The organism is Bacillus sp. JK62 (assembly GCF_053663455.1).
In genome coordinates, this window is record NZ_JBSJQA010000003.1 from 41,746 (window position 1) to 56,643 (window position 14,898).

Genomic DNA, 14,898 nt, shown 5'->3' on the forward strand with positions numbered 1-14,898 from the left:
GATGGAGAATGAATTTCAGTCATCCAAGCCCATTTATCTGCAGATTGCCGATCGTATATATTACCGGCTGATCCGAAGTGAGCTTTCACCGGGGGGCAAACTGCCGTCCGTAAGGGAGATGGCCGTACAGATGAAAGTGAATCCGAACACGATACAAAGAACGTACAGTGAAATGGAAAGGCTGGGGATCGTGGAGACGAGAAGAGGACAGGGAACCTTTATAGCGGAAAGATCCGATCTGAAAGCAGAGCTGAAAGACAGGCTGACAAAAGACGTTTTCAAACGCTTTATTCAGGAAATGGCGGAGCTGGGGTTATCTCCTGAGGAAATGCTCGACGGGATCAAACAATATGCGGAGGAAGCAAATGATGAATCTTGATTTTGAACGCGTAACAAAAAAATACGGCCGCAGGATCGCGGTCAGCGATGTATCATTTTCATTGTCTCCGGGTAAAATCTACGGAATTTTAGGGCCGAACGGAAGCGGTAAATCAACAACGCTTAAAATGCTTGCCGGGCTTGCGTTCCCGACATCGGGCGCCGTCCGGATGGGAGACTGCGCAGTAAGCAGGAACATGCTGTTTCGTACGGCTTATTTAACCGAACATGATATGTTTTCCGCCCGGACGACTGTCGGTGATATGCTCACATTTTATCATTCGCAATTCTCGGATTTTCAGCTGGAAAAAGCACATAACCTATTAGCGGAAATGAATCTTTCAGCGGAGCAGAAGATAAAAGAGCTGTCCAAAGGCAGCCGGGGCAGGCTGAAAATCGTTTTGGCCCTGTCGAGAAAAGCATCGGTCATTCTGCTGGATGAGCCGTTTTCAGGTCTTGATCCGGCGGTCAGGGAGTCGATTGTCAACAGTCTCGTATCTTATATTGATTTTGACAGCCAGATCGTCGTCATCGCCACGCATGAGATCGGCGAGATTGAGACGCTGTTAGACGAAGTGATGGTTTTCATAAAAGGGAAAATCGCTGAACGGCGCGAGGTCGAAGAAATTCGGGAACAGGAAGGAATGTCTGTGCTGCAATGGTATAGAGGCGTCATGCAGGCGCACGAAATAGAAGGGGGATTCTAATTGGAAACCGTATTAGAACTGCAACAGGTAAAGAAAACGATAAAAGGACGAACGATTATTCATGATCTGAGCTTCTCCGTCCGGGCGGGCGAAGTGTTTGGATTTTTAGGGCCGAACGGAGCGGGGAAAACCACTACGATCAGAATGATGGTCGGATTAATGAAACTGTCTCAGGGAGACATCGTAATCTGCGGGGAATCCATTACGAAAAACTATGCAAAAGCGGTCAGGCACGTCGGAGCCATCGTGGAAAACCCGGAGCTGTACAAATTCCTGAGCGGCTATAAAAATTTACAGCAGTACGCAAGGATGGTAAAAGGCGTTACGAAAGAAAAAATAGATGAGGTCATCGAGCTCGTCGGGTTGCAGGATAGAATACATGACAAAGTAAAAACCTACTCTCTCGGAATGAGACAGCGTCTCGGCCTCGCCCAAAGCCTGCTGCATAATCCTAAGGTGCTGATTCTGGATGAGCCGACAAACGGCCTCGATCCCGCCGGCATCAGAGAAATCAGGGACCATCTGAAAAAGCTGACACGTGAAAAAGGAATGGCTGTCATCGTCTCAAGCCATCTTCTGTCAGAAATGGAGCTAATGTGCGATCGAATCGGCATTCTGCAAAAAGGAGAGCTTGTCGATATTCAAAAAGTAAGGGATGAAGGAAAAGAGGATAAAGATACATACTTCTTCCATATTGAACAAAGAGAAGAGGCTCTTGCCGTTTTGAGTCAGTTTGACTGTGTGAAGAAGACAAACGGCATTGAGATCCAGCTGTCCAAACAGGAAGTGCCTGATGTGATATCACTGCTCGTCCGTGAAAACATCCGCTTATATGAAGTGAAAATCATGACAAAATCTTTGGAAGACCGCTTCTTGGAAATTACCGGCGGAACGAAAGAGGAGGTTCAATATGTTTAAGCTGATCTATAATGAATGGATTAAAATTTTCAGCCGCGTCGGGACGTGGGCTATGATTGTGATTTTAGGCGTTTCGATGATCGGTTTTGCGCTTTTGTCAAACCATTTCACCTCGAGTGAAGCCAATCCGAATTGGAAACAGGAGCTCCAGGCCGAAAACAAAGAAATGAAACAGCAGATGAAGGAAACCGGAAATCAGACGCTCATTGATAACCTGAAACAGAATGTCGCGATAAATCAATACCGTATGGATCATAACATCCCCGAGGATACAGGGTACACAGTGTGGTCATACGTAGCTGATTCTTCGATGATGACTGTTTTGACCGGGCTGTTTACGATTATCATTGCCGCAGGCATCGTGGCGAATGAGTTCAACTGGGGGACGATCAAGCTGCTGGCCATCCGTCCGCTCAGCCGTTTTCAGATTTTGCTATCTAAATATATGACGGTGCTGCTGTTCGGACTGCTGATGCTTGTGATTTTATTTGCCGGCTCCGCTCTGTTGGGATTGGTCTTTTTCGGTACAGGCGGAGATACTGCGGCTGATGTTCATCTCGTATACAAAGACGGCCATGTTTTTGAGCAAAATATCATCGCTTTCCTCGCTAAAACATATGTCTATGAATCTGTCTCCGCTTTTATGCTTGCGACGATGGCGTTTATGCTGTCTGCGGTATTCCGGAACAGCTCATTAGCGGTCGGATTTTCTATTTTTCTATTGGTTATGGGGAACACGGCGACGGTATTTCTTACTGCGAAATTTGAATGGACCAAATATATTTTATTTGCGAACACGGATTTGTCGCAATATATGAACGGGACTCCTTTAGTAGAGGGGATGACGATGACATTTTCTGTTGTGATGCTTGTGATTTACTTCGTTATTTTTCTGGCGCTCGCATTCGGCGTCTTCTTAAAACGGGATATTGCCACCTGATATAAAAAAGCTGTTTTGCCTTTGCAAAACAGCTTTTCGTTTTAGATGAAAAAAACCTGCCGGCGTACACCGGCAGGTTTTTTAAAACAATTTATGCTTTTGTTACGTTAGCAGCTTGTGGTCCGCGGTTTCCTTCAACGATTTCGAAAGAAACAGATTGGCCTTCTTCTAAAGTTTTGAAGCCTTCGCCTTGAATAGCAGAGAAGTGAACGAATACATCGTCTTGACCTTCTACTTCGATGAATCCGAATCCTTTTTCAGAGTTGAACCATTTTACTTTACCTTCTAACATGAAATTTCCTCCTAAAGCGACATAACGCTTAAATTCACTATTCTTGCTCTAAAACAAACTTCCAAGACGAAAACTCTTACAAAACTTTCTTCTTAAAGATAGTTCGAACAAAAATAATTACCTTTACTCTACCAGCAATCCGAAGAAAAAACAACTGCTAAATGTAACTTTTTTCGAAATAACATGTTTTAAGAGGAAAATGCTCTGATACGGAAATCTGATTTGAGACCAGAACGGCCCATTTTCAGCTGATAAAAACCGCATTGCAGCCTCTTAAGGAAGCAATTGACAACCCTTTTTTTAATCGGTATTGTATGTAATCATGAGCCCGAATACCATGGTGCAGCTTCTGTACATAAAAATAGATAGGGAGTAGGTCAACTTGAATCTGCGGCTTATAAACAGTCTGTTTCTTTTCATTTTGATCATGTCACTTACTTCATGCCATTATCCTGATGGGAACCGGACCATTACTATCGGAATCAATGAATCTGATCAATCGATCTGGGAGTTTGTCGCGAAAAAAGCCGGTGAGGAAGGATTGCGGCTTTCTTTGGTAACGTTTTCGGATTATGCCGAGGCCGATTTGGCACTTGCCGGCGGGGATCTCCACGCCAATGCGTTTCAATCCGTTACTAATTTTAAATCTTTGCCGCCTCATGTGAAAAAGAAGCTGGCTCCTTTAGGAACGACATATGCGGCATCGCTGGGGGTGTATTCCAAGCAGCATAAACGGCTGAAGGATATACCGGACGGAGCGGTCATTGCCGTGCCTGATGAAGCGGCGGCCTTCGGCAGGGCGCTTTTTCTCATGCAGGAGGCCGGACTGATTACATTGAAAAAGGGATTCAGCGGTACGGGGTCAACGGATATGATCAAGGACAACCCGAAGCATCTGACCTTAAAAACGGAAACAAAAAAGAACGCCTATCAGGCGGCGGAACATGCTGACGCAGCAGTTCTCAGTCAAAGCGAGGCGAAAAAAGCAGGATTTCATGCGGAGAAGGACGCGCTGATCCGATCGGCGCAAATGAAGGAAGCGTATATTCATCTGATCGCCGTCAAAGCTGAGGATAAAGATGATGAACGGATGCAAAAACTCCTGTCTTTGTATCAATCAGACGATACCGCGGCGTTGATTGAAAAAGAATATGAGGGCAGCCTGATTCCCGTTTTCCTGAGGGGCGGCTTTCTCACTGAAAAGAAAGAATGATTTCCTCTTCGGGCGATCATTCTTTTTTTTCAGTGCTGCACACTTGATTGCGCCCTGATGTTTTCGCTTTGTACAGCATCCGGTCCGCGATCAGGGGCAATGTCTGAGGATCCGGTGTATTTGTCGGATAATGCGCGATGCCGAGGGAAACGGTCACGGGAATTGTATCTCCGCTCGTCAGCAGAATCGGGTTCGCGTCAATCGTGTGCCTGATTTCCTCTGCAAGGTGAAGCCCTTTTGTATACGTGCAATTGGGCATAAGCACGGCAAATTCTTCCCCGCCGATGCGGGCTGACGTATGAGAACTGCTGAGTAAGAACCTCAGGCGCGCCCCCAGTTCCTTAAGCACTTGGTCCCCTTCATAATGGCCGTATTGATCATTGATCTGCTTAAAGTGATCAATATCCAAATAAATAAGCGCGAGCTGAGACGAGGGGGATTGAGACGCCCGATCGTACAGAACGCGCGAGACGTCCTCGAATTTTCTCTTATTAAAAATCCCCGTCAGAAAATCATAATTCGCTTGAAACTTGTATTGCTTGAACAAAACGCGGGCATCGGCTTCGTGTTTGATGATATACAGTGACAGCATTCCGCCCAAGATGGAAATGAGCCAATAATAAACGAGGGCCCCGGCAGGCTGTTCAGGCATAAGAAACAGCAGCGTCAAGGTGAAAATAACATTTGAAAAAAGCAGCATAACGAACGCCTTTTTGTGATCCGGCTTTTTTCCTCTGAGGACGGCTGCCGAAAGTATCGCAATAACCCCGACTGCGGCGATGGAAAAAATGGCGCTTGCATTGAAATTGATCAGGATACGGCCTGCGACGATAATCGCAAAGGCGGATGCTGTAGACACCCAGCCTCCGTAAAGAGCGGCGATGATAATGGGGATATTTCTGAGATCAATGATGGAATCGGAGTAAGAAAAGCCGAAAACAATCAGAAAAACCCCTAAAAGCCCGCAGACCGTTCCCTTCAGTAATTGAAACATCGGACGGTCTTCTTTATACGAAAGCGACTCTTTAAAAAGAAGGGTGAACAGATAATTAAATGTGATTAAAATCGTTAAATTAAGAAACAGTTCCTTCAGCATAACAATCACCCTTATATAAGTTACTAGAGAAAGGGTGGAAAGAAAAGAGAAAAATCAATAAAAATACATATATTGTCAATCCTTACTTGACCGATCGGAATTGATATAATATAGTGTTAAAGGATAATGAGCAAGGGAGTGTTTACCTGTTTTGGAGAATTTATTTGTAGTCTTACATGTTTTTATTATGCTTTTGCTTATAGCAGGTCTGTTTGTCATGCAAAAAAAACACGTTTCCTTTTCTAAACGTGTCTTTACCGCGCTCGGACTAGGCATTGTATTCGGTTTTGCACTGCAATTGATTTACGGGCCGGCTTCACATATCGTGACACAAACGGCTGATTGGTTTAATATCGCCGGCGGCGGTTATGTCAAATTGCTTCAGATGATCGTCATGCCGCTAGTCTTTATTTCTATTCTCGGCGCATTTACGAAGCTGAAACTGACCCATAACATCGGGAAAATCAGCGGACTGATCATCGGAATTTTGATCGCCACGACAGCAATTGCCGCGGCAGTCGGAATTGTTTCGGCGCTTTCCTTTGATTTGAAAGCCGTTCATATCGACCAGGGAAGCACCGAGTTATCAAGAGGCCAGGAGCTGCAGCAAAAATCTGAGGATATGACGGCCAAAACGCTGCCTCAGCAAATTGTTGAGCTTCTGCCGGGAAATCCGTTTCTTGATTTCACGGGAGCCAGACCGACTTCCACCATCGGAGTCGTTATTTTTGCCGCTTTCCTCGGCATCGCTTTTCTGGGCGTGAAACGGAAGCAGCCGGAGCACGCTGCGACATTCAGCGGAATTGTCGATGCGGTATACGCGATTATTATGCGCGTCGTGACATTAATTTTAAGACTGACGCCTTACGGGGTATTGGCGATTATGACAAAGACGATCGCGACAAGCGACATCGACAGCATTGCGAAACTGGGGATGTTTGTGATCGCTTCATACGCCGCGCTTATCGTCATGTTTATCATTCACTTGCTGCTGATTACGTTCAGCGGTTTAAATCCGATCACATACGTGAAAAAAGCATTTCCTGTCATGGTGTTTGCGTTTACGTCCCGTTCAAGCGCAGGGGCTTTGCCGCTTAATATTAAAACGCAAAAAAGCATGGGCGTCCCGGAAGGAATTGCGAACTTCGCCGGTTCATTCGGTTTATCGATCGGTCAAAACGGCTGTGCCGGCATTTACCCGGCGATGCTCGCGATGATGATTGCGCCGACAGTAGGGCAAAACCCGTTTGAACCGGGATTTATCATCTCCGTCATCGCCATCGTGGCAATCAGTTCATTCGGTGTAGCAGGCGTGGGAGGCGGCGCGACATTTGCGGCTCTGCTCGTCCTATCCGCTTTGAACATGCCTGTCGCGCTTGCCGGGCTGCTCATTTCAATTGAGCCGTTAATTGACATGGGGCGCACCGCCTTAAATGTCAGCGGCAGTATGACCGCAGGGCTGTTAACAAGTAAAATGACGAAGGAAACCGATACCGCGGTGTACAATGATTCCTCAATCGTCATTGAAGCTGAAGAAGCTTAAGTAGCGCTAAAACGAAAAAATCCTTCAACGTTGAACGAATGAAGGATTTTTTTGTTTCTAATGATTTCCGGGTTCAATTTCTTCCAGCATATTCATCACGGTGCTGTCATTTAAAACATTCACCGCGCTTTCTTCGAAGTGAATCGGCTCGGTATAGTGAGGCTTCGGCGAAGTTTTTTTACTGCGGTCTGCCTGTCCGTCCGTATGGGATGAGCCGGAGTGGTTGCGGGAAGTCTGCTCATGCTGCTGTCCGCCGGATTCCCCGCCGAAAGCCTGTTTGATCAGCTCGGCAGGCTGCATGGAGCCGGTTTGTGAATGCCGTGCTTTGTCCGTGTGCTGCTGTCCGCCGGATTCCCCGCCGAAAGCCTGTTTGATCAGCTCAGCAGGCTGCATGGAGCCGGTTTGTGAATGCCGTGCTTTGTCCGTGTGCTGCTGTCCGCCGGATTCCCCGCTGAAAGCCTGTTGAATCAGGTCAGCAGGCTGCATGGAGTGTGTACCATCTTTATGCTGCATTCGGCCTGAAACCATTCCGGAGATTTTCCGGCGGAATTCGGGTGATAAAGCTGCAATCAGAATCGATGATCCGATCAGCAGCGCTGTCGGGCTGATGCCGCTTTTTTGTCTGAACAAGTTAAATCCCTCCTCATTCAATTGATTACGCTTACCTTTCCCTATCCTTCTGATATTTATCCAAACCGCTCAGAATGCAAACGGCGTGCATAAATCCCGCCGAATAGAAAAACCTATACGTAAAGTGAGAAAGGAGGAATTCACATGATAAAAAAACAAGCAGTTATTTCTGCCCTTCTTCTGCCGATGCTGATTACCGCAGGGTGCAGCATGGGGAACCAGGGAGAAGGAAAACGAAATGACAACCGCACCCAGAATGTAAATTACCGCAACACACCTAACGACGGTGCGACAAATATGAATACAGTGAACCGTCATAACCAAAACACCGATCACAATGACAACCGTAACCTGAGAGTGGCTGATAAAGCCGCCGACAAGGTGACTGATTTAAAAGAAGTTAAAAATGCGACTGTGATCGTTGCCGGAAACAGCGCTTATGTAGCCGTTGTTCTGACAAACGGACAAAAAGGCGCCATCGCCAACCATTTGAAAAATAAGATTACCGATAAGGTGAAATCAGCCGATAAACATGTCCGGACTGTATATGTATCAGCGAACCCGGACTTCGTTGAACGTATGCAAGGCTACGGAAAACGAATCCAAAACGGCCATCCGGTATCCGGACTGTTTGATGAATTCGGCCAAATGGTGCAGCGTGTATTCCCAAACCCCAATAAATAAATGAATGGAAAAGCCGCATTTGCTGCGGCTTTTTTATTTTATCTGCCGTCACGACCCAGCGCTCCTGAGCATAAAGTAAAGAATGAGATGAAAATTAAAGGATCGGGGAGGGGAGCTTGTTTGCGTGACGGCATGGGGAAACGGGCGGCATTCACTCTGATCCTGTGCGGAGTCCTTGTCATATTGGCTGTCAGTTCAGCCGTTTCAGTAAGTATGATGTACGTCCTGTCAGGCCAAAACAGCCGCTCTGTTCCGACGAAGGAACAAGTGACTGAACACATGAATAAAGAAATTTACAAACATACAGCGATTTACTATACGGCGGATGAAAAGCCGCTCTTGGATCTGACCAAGCTTACGCTGGACCACGCAAAGCGTATCAACCAAATCATTGTCGGCTATAAAGGAGCGGCGCCTCTTGAACTCATTTTCTTTTCAGATGAAGCTGAAATGGAGCAATACTCAGGATTGAAAAATGTAGTCGGTTTTTATTCAGAGCAGGAGCAGATGATGGGGCTTTTGCCTGAAGAGAAAAAACAGCTTTTGAAAAAAGATGAGCTGGCCGTTTTCATGTATAAGCAATTGATTATACATGAATATACACACTACGCGTTTCATCAAAAAACGCGGCAATTGGGGACGGATACGTCTGTATTTCCGCTTTGGTTTCATGAGGGGCTGAGCGAGTGGGTTGCGCATTATGATGTGGTCATTGATCCGATTGCATTTTCCGTCGTGCCGTTTGATCAATTAACGACCGACCGAAAATGGCAGAAATCGCGTATGGAATATGAAACGGATGTTTATTTGCAAAGTTTCTATATGATAAAGGATTTAACCGAAACATTCGGAGAAGGCATTATCTTAACCATTATCAATAAAACCGCCGAAACACAGGATTTTGAAAAAGGCTTTGAAGCAGCTACGAAAGAAAGTCTGAAACAATTTGAACATGATTTCACAAAAGCATATGAAAAAAAGAAAACGGCATTGGAGAGTCAGGTTTCCAACGCCGTTTTTTTCATTAATGGAGGTTTTGCTGCTGCTGTCCCATTTGTCCTTTAATCGGAGGCATTTGCGGCTGTCCCTGCGCCGGCGCAAATGAATTCAGCATGGTCTGCATATCTTGTGCATTGAGCTGAGGAACCTGATAATAACCGTGTTTGTTTTGGTATAAAAAGATTTCATACGCCATTTCGACATATTGCTGAATTTGGGCGGAGAGCACTCTTCTTGTGACGGGATTGGTCATTTCAAGCGAGCTCATCGTCAAGAGAGAAGCTTGAGCTTTAATCAGGCCGAGCATATGGCCGCTTATTCCGAGATCTTTGACATCATTTAATGATTGATTCGGTTTTTTCGGCTGAGTCGGTTTTATACCGTAGACGGCCTGGTTCTGTTCCTCCATCATATATGTCGACGTTTCCTGAGAAGGTTTTTGGCCGGTCTTAAAGCATTCTGCCGTCAGATTATAGAGTCCGAGAATGAATTGATACTGGCGGTCAAGAATGTCGGCCAGCTGCTGATCCTGAATAAACTGTCTGAGCATCATAAATTGATCCAAAACGCCGACTGTTCCGGCCAGCACTTCATGCATATCGAAAAGCTCATGTCCTCCGTGATTCACTTGCGGTGAACCCGGAATCCCCTGATTTACTGGCGGCTGCTGCTGATTCTGCTGCTGTTCCACTGGTTGTTTTCCTCCTTCATGTCAAATCACATTTAAGATGTGAAAAAAGCCGATCCGTTATACATCAAGACATATTTCGTTACATGGGGATTATTTACTATTTTGCGCCAGCGAAGACAATCTTTACAAAAAAGTGATGTGATTCTTAAGAAAATAAGCTAACGTATTTCTTAGAAGACAAGGGGGGAAATGAATGAAGAAAAAAAGGGGTTTGCGTCTTTCGTGCTGTTTGCTGACGGTTTGTTTTATGATGTTCAGCGTGAAAGATGCGGAAGCAATCGGGCAAGCCGGATCACTGAATGAAGCTGGAACGGATAAAGCGTATAAAGAACGGCAGACTGAAGACTCAGGCCGTGTCCCGCTCAGAATCATCAGCATGAATGATCTGCACGGAAAAATTGATCAGCAATATGAGCTTGACCTTAACGGAGACGGTAAACCGGATGGCACTTTCGGACGGATGGACTACGCCGCCGCGTACATTAAAAAGGCGAAAGCCGAGAAAGAACACGCCTTTGTCGTGCATGCGGGCGATATGATCGGGGGCAGCTCTCCCGTGTCAGCCCTTTTTCAGGATGAACCGACAGTAGAACTGATGGAAGACATCGGTTTTGATGTCGGAACTGTCGGCAATCACGAATTCGATGAAGGAACGAATGAGCTTAAACGGATCATCAATGGAGGAGATCATCCGGACGGTAAGGGGACAAGCGGTTATGACGGCCAAAATTTCCCGCTCGTCTGCGCCAACTGTAAATTGAAGTCAGGGGAGTCCTTTCTGCCGCCGTATGAAATCAAATACGTTTCCGGAATTCCGGTCGCATTTATCGGGGTTGTAACCAGATCGGCCGCGGGCATGGTCATTCCGGACGGAATTAAAAATATTACGTTTACGGATGAGGTAAAGGCCGTCAATGACGCCGCCGCTGACCTGAAGAAAAAAGGAATTAAAGCAATCGCCGTGCTCGCCCATATGTCTGCTGAACAAAATGGCTCAGCCATCACGGGAGAATCCGCAAAGCTTGCAAGCGGAACAGACTCAGAGATTGACGTGATTTTCGCCGCGCACAATCATAAAGTCGTAAACGGAGAAATCAACGGCAAGCTGATCGTGCAGGCATTTGAATACGGAAAAGCAATCGGAATCGCCGATCTCGAACTAGATAAAGAATCGAAGGATATCGTGAAAAAATCAGCGGAAATCCAATATATCGATCAAAGTAAAATCAAGCCTGATCCGGATGCGGCAGGCATATTAAGCAAATATGAAGAGAAAGTGAAACCGATTATCAGCGAAGCGGTCGGGGAAGCGGCCCATGATATAACGGGCGGGTATTCAAATGACGGCGACACGGCGCTCGGAAATCTGATTGCCGACGGTATGAAAGCGAAGATGAAATCCGATTTTGCGCTTATGAATGGGGGAGGCATCCGGGACGGCATAAAAAAAGGGACGATCACATGGGGAGACCTATATAATGTACAGCCGTTCGGCAATGTGCTGACGAAGCTTGAAATCAAAGGAAAAGATTTGCGGGAGATCATCAACGCGCAAATATCTCCGGTGTACGGACCGGATTACAGCATCAGCGGATTTTCCTATACATGGAACCCGGAAACCGGACAAGCGGTGGATATGAAGATGGCGGACGGCACAGACATACAGCCCGAAAAAGGATATACAGTAACAGTCAATCAATTTATGGCGACAGCGGCGGGGGCAAAATACGGTCCGATCGGGAAACTCGGCAAGAATCCGGTGACGGGGCCTGAGGATTTGGAAGCGACAGTAGACTATGTCAAAAGCTTTTCCGCACCGATTTCTTATCAAACCGACGGCCGCATCCGCACGGCATCAGCCGCCGAAACACCTGATGACACCGGCAATCAGCCGGGAAGCGGGGAAACACCGGGCGGCACCGGGCCTGATAAAGGAGAAAAACCTCAAGCGGAAAAACCCGCTAAAAAACCGGATGCAGCAGAACAGCCTGATCAAGCCAAAAAACTTGAACGTCCTGTCGCAGAAGAAACAGCATCCGATACAGTGCAGTCAATTCCCGAATCCCGTCCGGCGTCTGCTGCAAATTCGGAACAAAGTACAGAACAGACTGAAAGCGGCACACAAAAAGGCCGCCCATTGCCTGATACTTCAGCGGGCAGCCATCAGACGGCATTGGCCGGCCTGGTGATCACGGGTGCCGGCGTATATTGGCTTTTCAGAAAGAAAAGGGGAGCCCGCACACGATGAACAAACTGAAACATATTCCGCTTCTCGTCATCATCGCAGGTGTTATCATCACATGTTACGGAAGCTGGAAGATCATTGATTCACATATGAAAACGAACCAATCGCTTGAAGAAGCAAAAAAAGCAACAGAACCTGTCTTGGAAAAGAACGAAACAAAAAGCGCTGTGCAGGCACAGCGCAAAAAAGAATTTCACCCTAAAACGGGTGAGGCAAGCGGCATTTTAGAAATCCCTGAAATTGACGCTGAGCTCCCGATCGTCGAAGGGACTGACGCAGATGATTTAGCAAAAGGCGTCGGACATTATAAGGACAGCTATTATCCTGGCGATCACGGCCAAATTGTGTTATCCGGCCACAGGGACACGGTGTTCCGCCGGACCGGCGAACTGAAAAAAGGAGACAGACTGAACGTGATTTTGTCTTACGGCACGTTTTCTTATAAAATCAGCCGTACAAAAATCGTCAGCCGGGATGATACGTCTGTCATCACCCTTCAACACGAGAGGGAGGAATTGATCCTGACCACTTGCTATCCGTTTTCTTACATTGGAAATGCGCCGAAACGATATATTATATATGCCGACCCGGTTTAAGAAAAATACGTTTCGGTAAAATGAGCCAGATCAGCCGGCATCGGCGCCTCGGCAACGATTTCTTCTCCTGAGATCGGATGGACGACACTGACTTTTTTGGCGTGAAGCGCCTGCCTGTGAAACAGCGCCCTGCTTCCGCCGTACAGGTCATCGCCCGCCAAAGGATGGCCGATGCTTGCCATATGCACCCTGATTTGATGTGTTCTCCCGGTTTCCAGTTCAAGCTCTGCCAATGTAAGCTGCGCACCGGGATGATAGCCTTTCACTTTGTAATGGGTGACGGCGGCTTGTCCGCCGGGTGAGACGCGACGTCTGACGGAATGTGACCTGTCGCGGCCGATCGGCGAGTCAACCGTGCCTTTTTTCGGCGTGACTTTTCCTTCCGCCGCGGCGATATAGGTGCGTTTTAATGTTTTGGTTTCGAGCTGACGGTCAAGGATTGCATGAGCCAGGCGGTGTTTCGCAAAAACGACCGCGCCTGACGTGTCACGGTCAAGACGGTGAACGTGGCGCACTTTCGCCTGTTCGCCGTTGATTTGAAAATGGTAAGCGATCAGGTTGCTGAGGGTTCCGGTCTGACCCTCTTCATTTGGATGAGTCGGCATTCCCGCCGGCTTATTTGCAATCAGCATATGACTGTCCTCAAATAAAATGTCCGGCTCTCCGTATTCAGGAATCACCGAAGAACCCGTTTTTTCCTGAAGATCAATGAATAAGCGGTCTCCGGTTTTCAGTATGATGTTATTTTTCGGGGATGTCCGATTCACCTGAATGCTTTTTTGGTTCATCCATTCCGTTATCACGGGTTTTGACGCCTGGAATTCAGATTTCAGGACTGAAAACAGCCATTGTCCGGCGTGTTTTTCCGTAATCAGGAGTTCCAGACCGCGGTCATTTTGTTTCATATCATAAAGCTCCTTTTCAAGCGGAAAGCGGCTGTTTCAATAGGAAACACTTACCTTAGCTTTCGCGTTTTTTTCTATGCTATTCTTGATAAAGATTAAGGATATTCACATGGCAAGAAAGGTGATTGATGTGAGAATTGTGAACGCAGCGACTGACGGACAAGAAAGCGCGATACAAGAGCTTTCCTCTGAATTGTTTCAAAATGTCTTTCCTCTTTATTTCTCCGAACTGGAAATTCAGCGCTTTAAAAAAAGGGGCGTATTGTCTTTACAAAACCAACGTTACCAAGGAACTTTAAAAGAAGCGTTTCAAATTATGGCTTGTCTGCAAACGGTACATATCATGCTGTCAAAGCCGCACCCCGTATATGACGTCAAAGAGCGGGCGCTGTTTGATAAAAATTGCGCTTTGCTGAATGAATGCGGAATGAATTTTCCCTTTACCTATGATGATTTCGAGACAGGGGCCGGATCAGAAGCCTGCGGTCACAGAAGGCTGATCTGACGGGTATAAAGAGCCTTTTGACAGGCTCTTTTTTGCTTCCTTTGACATGATACCACAATTTCTTTCCTCTAACTCCCTTTATAATGAGTCAAATCCCCGAGCATAATAAAATGCGAAAGGGGTGCTTTACAATGAGTTCAATCAAACAATCAATGACTACCCACGTGGCTACCGTTTCTCCCAACCAAACGATCCAGGAAGCGGCTGAGCTGATGCACCAGCATAATGTCGGAGCAATTCCCGTCGTTGACGGAGGGGAATTAAAAGGAATGCTGACAGACCGTGATATCGCATTGAGAACAACGGCTCAAGGCCGCGACGGCCAAACACCTGTTTCACACGTGATGTCTTCTCAAGTTGTATCCGGAAACCCGGAAATGAGTCTTGAAGAGGCGTCACATCTGATGGCCCAACACCAAATCCGCCGCCTTCCCATTGTCGATCAAAATCATCTGGTCGGGATCGTTGCGCTTGGAGACTTAGCGGTCGATCAGCGTTCAAATGAGTCTGCGGGAGCGGCTCTTTCTAATATTTCCAGTCAAAACACACAGTAACG

General features: G+C 46.7%; 17 protein-coding genes. 12 read left to right on the plus strand and 5 right to left on the minus strand.

Annotated elements, in window-relative coordinates; genetic code table 11:
• Position 1: 1 nt before the first annotated feature.
• Genes ACWJJ4_RS09770 through ACWJJ4_RS09785 form a run of 4 tightly spaced genes read left to right on the plus strand, consistent with a single transcriptional unit; the run spans position 2 to position 2,943 of the window.
• Positions 2–379: a GntR family transcriptional regulator gene (locus ACWJJ4_RS09770; RefSeq protein ID WP_454021623.1), complete on the plus strand. Its 378-nt coding sequence runs from the start codon at positions 2–4 to the stop codon at positions 377–379.
• A complete protein-coding gene (locus tag ACWJJ4_RS09775; protein WP_326375003.1) occupies positions 369–1,085 on the plus strand; it encodes an ABC transporter ATP-binding protein in 717 nt (238 codons plus the stop codon). The genes ACWJJ4_RS09770 and ACWJJ4_RS09775 overlap by 11 nt, the downstream gene beginning before the upstream one ends.
• On the plus strand, positions 1,086–2,003 hold the full coding sequence (locus ACWJJ4_RS09780) for an ABC transporter ATP-binding protein (protein ID WP_003155379.1): 918 nt from the start codon (positions 1,086–1,088) through the stop codon (positions 2,001–2,003).
• Complete coding sequence (locus ACWJJ4_RS09785) at positions 1,996–2,943, plus strand: ABC transporter permease (RefSeq protein WP_454021624.1); 948 nt, start codon at positions 1,996–1,998, stop codon at positions 2,941–2,943. The genes ACWJJ4_RS09780 and ACWJJ4_RS09785 overlap by 8 nt, the downstream gene beginning before the upstream one ends.
• A gap of 91 nt (positions 2,944–3,034) precedes the next feature.
• Here the strand turns inward: ACWJJ4_RS09785 and cspB are convergent, their stop codons facing one another.
• The gene (gene cspB / locus ACWJJ4_RS09790) at positions 3,035–3,235 is read right to left on the minus strand and encodes a cold shock-like protein CspB (protein ID WP_003155376.1); all 201 of its coding nucleotides are present in this window, start codon (positions 3,233–3,235) and stop codon (positions 3,035–3,037) included.
• A 382-nt stretch (positions 3,236–3,617) separates the two neighbouring features.
• On the opposite strand from cspB, the gene ACWJJ4_RS09795 reads away from it, so the two are divergent.
• On the plus strand, positions 3,618–4,448 hold the full coding sequence (locus tag ACWJJ4_RS09795) for a MetQ/NlpA family ABC transporter substrate-binding protein (RefSeq protein WP_454021625.1): 831 nt from the start codon (positions 3,618–3,620) through the stop codon (positions 4,446–4,448).
• A gap of 16 nt (positions 4,449–4,464) precedes the next feature.
• On the opposite strand, the gene ACWJJ4_RS09800 is transcribed toward ACWJJ4_RS09795, so the two are convergent.
• Complete coding sequence (locus ACWJJ4_RS09800; protein WP_102422636.1) at positions 4,465–5,544, minus strand: GGDEF domain-containing protein; 1,080 nt, start codon at positions 5,542–5,544, stop codon at positions 4,465–4,467.
• A 151-nt stretch (positions 5,545–5,695) separates the two neighbouring features.
• On the opposite strand from ACWJJ4_RS09800, the gene ACWJJ4_RS09805 reads away from it, so the two are divergent.
• Positions 5,696–7,087 (plus strand): L-cystine transporter, encoded by a 1,392-nt coding sequence (locus tag ACWJJ4_RS09805; protein WP_003155366.1) that lies wholly within the window; start codon positions 5,696–5,698, stop codon positions 7,085–7,087.
• Between the two features lie 57 nt (positions 7,088–7,144).
• Here ACWJJ4_RS09805 and ACWJJ4_RS09810 read toward each other — a convergent pair whose 3' ends face one another.
• Complete coding sequence (locus tag ACWJJ4_RS09810; protein ID WP_454021626.1) at positions 7,145–7,717, minus strand: hypothetical protein; 573 nt, start codon at positions 7,715–7,717, stop codon at positions 7,145–7,147.
• Positions 7,718–7,861: 144 nt separating this feature from the next.
• Between ACWJJ4_RS09810 and ACWJJ4_RS09815 the strand changes: the two genes are divergently transcribed.
• Together ACWJJ4_RS09815 and ACWJJ4_RS09820 are read left to right on the plus strand one after the other, a co-directional pair.
• The gene (locus ACWJJ4_RS09815) at positions 7,862–8,401 is read left to right on the plus strand and encodes a YhcN/YlaJ family sporulation lipoprotein (RefSeq protein WP_003155362.1); all 540 of its coding nucleotides are present in this window, start codon (positions 7,862–7,864) and stop codon (positions 8,399–8,401) included.
• 120 nt (positions 8,402–8,521) lie between these two features.
• Positions 8,522–9,466 carry a hypothetical protein gene (locus tag ACWJJ4_RS09820; RefSeq protein ID WP_003155360.1) on the plus strand — a complete coding sequence of 315 codons (945 nt, stop codon included), beginning with the start codon at positions 8,522–8,524 and terminating at the stop codon, positions 9,464–9,466.
• Here ACWJJ4_RS09820 and ACWJJ4_RS09825 read toward each other — a convergent pair.
• Entirely contained in the window at positions 9,426–10,091 is a 666-nt protein-coding gene (locus tag ACWJJ4_RS09825; RefSeq protein ID WP_014304688.1) for a spore coat protein, read from the minus strand. The genes ACWJJ4_RS09820 and ACWJJ4_RS09825 overlap by 41 nt on opposite strands.
• 193 nt (positions 10,092–10,284) lie before the next feature.
• Here ACWJJ4_RS09825 and ACWJJ4_RS09830 point away from each other — a divergent pair, with 193 nt between their 5' ends.
• Together ACWJJ4_RS09830 and ACWJJ4_RS09835 are read left to right on the plus strand one after the other, a co-directional pair.
• A complete protein-coding gene (locus ACWJJ4_RS09830) occupies positions 10,285–12,339 on the plus strand; it encodes a 5'-nucleotidase C-terminal domain-containing protein (RefSeq protein ID WP_454021627.1) in 2,055 nt (684 codons plus the stop codon).
• A complete protein-coding gene (locus ACWJJ4_RS09835) occupies positions 12,336–12,932 on the plus strand; it encodes a class D sortase (protein WP_167860013.1) in 597 nt (198 codons plus the stop codon). The genes ACWJJ4_RS09830 and ACWJJ4_RS09835 overlap by 4 nt, the downstream gene beginning before the upstream one ends.
• Here the strand turns inward: ACWJJ4_RS09835 and ACWJJ4_RS09840 are convergent.
• A complete protein-coding gene (locus ACWJJ4_RS09840; RefSeq protein ID WP_003155350.1) occupies positions 12,929–13,837 on the minus strand; it encodes an RluA family pseudouridine synthase in 909 nt (302 codons plus the stop codon). The genes ACWJJ4_RS09835 and ACWJJ4_RS09840 overlap by 4 nt on opposite strands.
• A 109-nt stretch (positions 13,838–13,946) precedes the next feature.
• Between ACWJJ4_RS09840 and ACWJJ4_RS09845 the strand changes: the two genes are divergently transcribed.
• On the plus strand, positions 13,947–14,342 hold the full coding sequence (locus tag ACWJJ4_RS09845) for a DUF5365 family protein (protein ID WP_007408448.1): 396 nt from the start codon (positions 13,947–13,949) through the stop codon (positions 14,340–14,342).
• A gap of 131 nt (positions 14,343–14,473) precedes the next feature.
• The gene (locus ACWJJ4_RS09850) at positions 14,474–14,896 is read left to right on the plus strand and encodes a CBS domain-containing protein (RefSeq protein WP_063174151.1); all 423 of its coding nucleotides are present in this window, start codon (positions 14,474–14,476) and stop codon (positions 14,894–14,896) included.
• Positions 14,897–14,898 lie beyond the last annotated feature (2 nt).

Excerpts from the sequence above, each read along its gene's own strand:
- ACWJJ4_RS09800 (WP_102422636.1), bottom strand. The coding sequence starts at position 5,544 with ATGCTGAAGGAACTGTTTCTTAATTTAACGATTTTAATCACATTTAAT.
- ACWJJ4_RS09835 (WP_167860013.1), top strand. The coding sequence starts at position 12,336 with ATGAACAAACTGAAACATATTCCGCTTCTCGTCATCATCGCAGGTGTT.
- ACWJJ4_RS09785 (WP_454021624.1), top strand. The coding sequence starts at position 1,996 with ATGTTTAAGCTGATCTATAATGAATGGATTAAAATTTTCAGCCGCGTC.
- ACWJJ4_RS09845 (WP_007408448.1), top strand. The coding sequence starts at position 13,947 with ATGGCAAGAAAGGTGATTGATGTGAGAATTGTGAACGCAGCGACTGAC.
- ACWJJ4_RS09840 (WP_003155350.1), bottom strand. The coding sequence starts at position 13,837 with ATGAAACAAAATGACCGCGGTCTGGAACTCCTGATTACGGAAAAACAC.
- ACWJJ4_RS09830 (WP_454021627.1), top strand. The coding sequence starts at position 10,285 with ATGAAGAAAAAAAGGGGTTTGCGTCTTTCGTGCTGTTTGCTGACGGTT.
- ACWJJ4_RS09815 (WP_003155362.1), top strand. The coding sequence starts at position 7,862 with ATGATAAAAAAACAAGCAGTTATTTCTGCCCTTCTTCTGCCGATGCTG.
- ACWJJ4_RS09850 (WP_063174151.1), top strand. The coding sequence starts at position 14,474 with ATGAGTTCAATCAAACAATCAATGACTACCCACGTGGCTACCGTTTCT.
- cspB (WP_003155376.1), bottom strand. The coding sequence starts at position 3,235 with ATGTTAGAAGGTAAAGTAAAATGGTTCAACTCTGAAAAAGGATTCGGA.
- ACWJJ4_RS09775 (WP_326375003.1), top strand. The coding sequence starts at position 369 with ATGAATCTTGATTTTGAACGCGTAACAAAAAAATACGGCCGCAGGATC.
- ACWJJ4_RS09770 (WP_454021623.1), top strand. The coding sequence starts at position 2 with ATGGAGAATGAATTTCAGTCATCCAAGCCCATTTATCTGCAGATTGCC.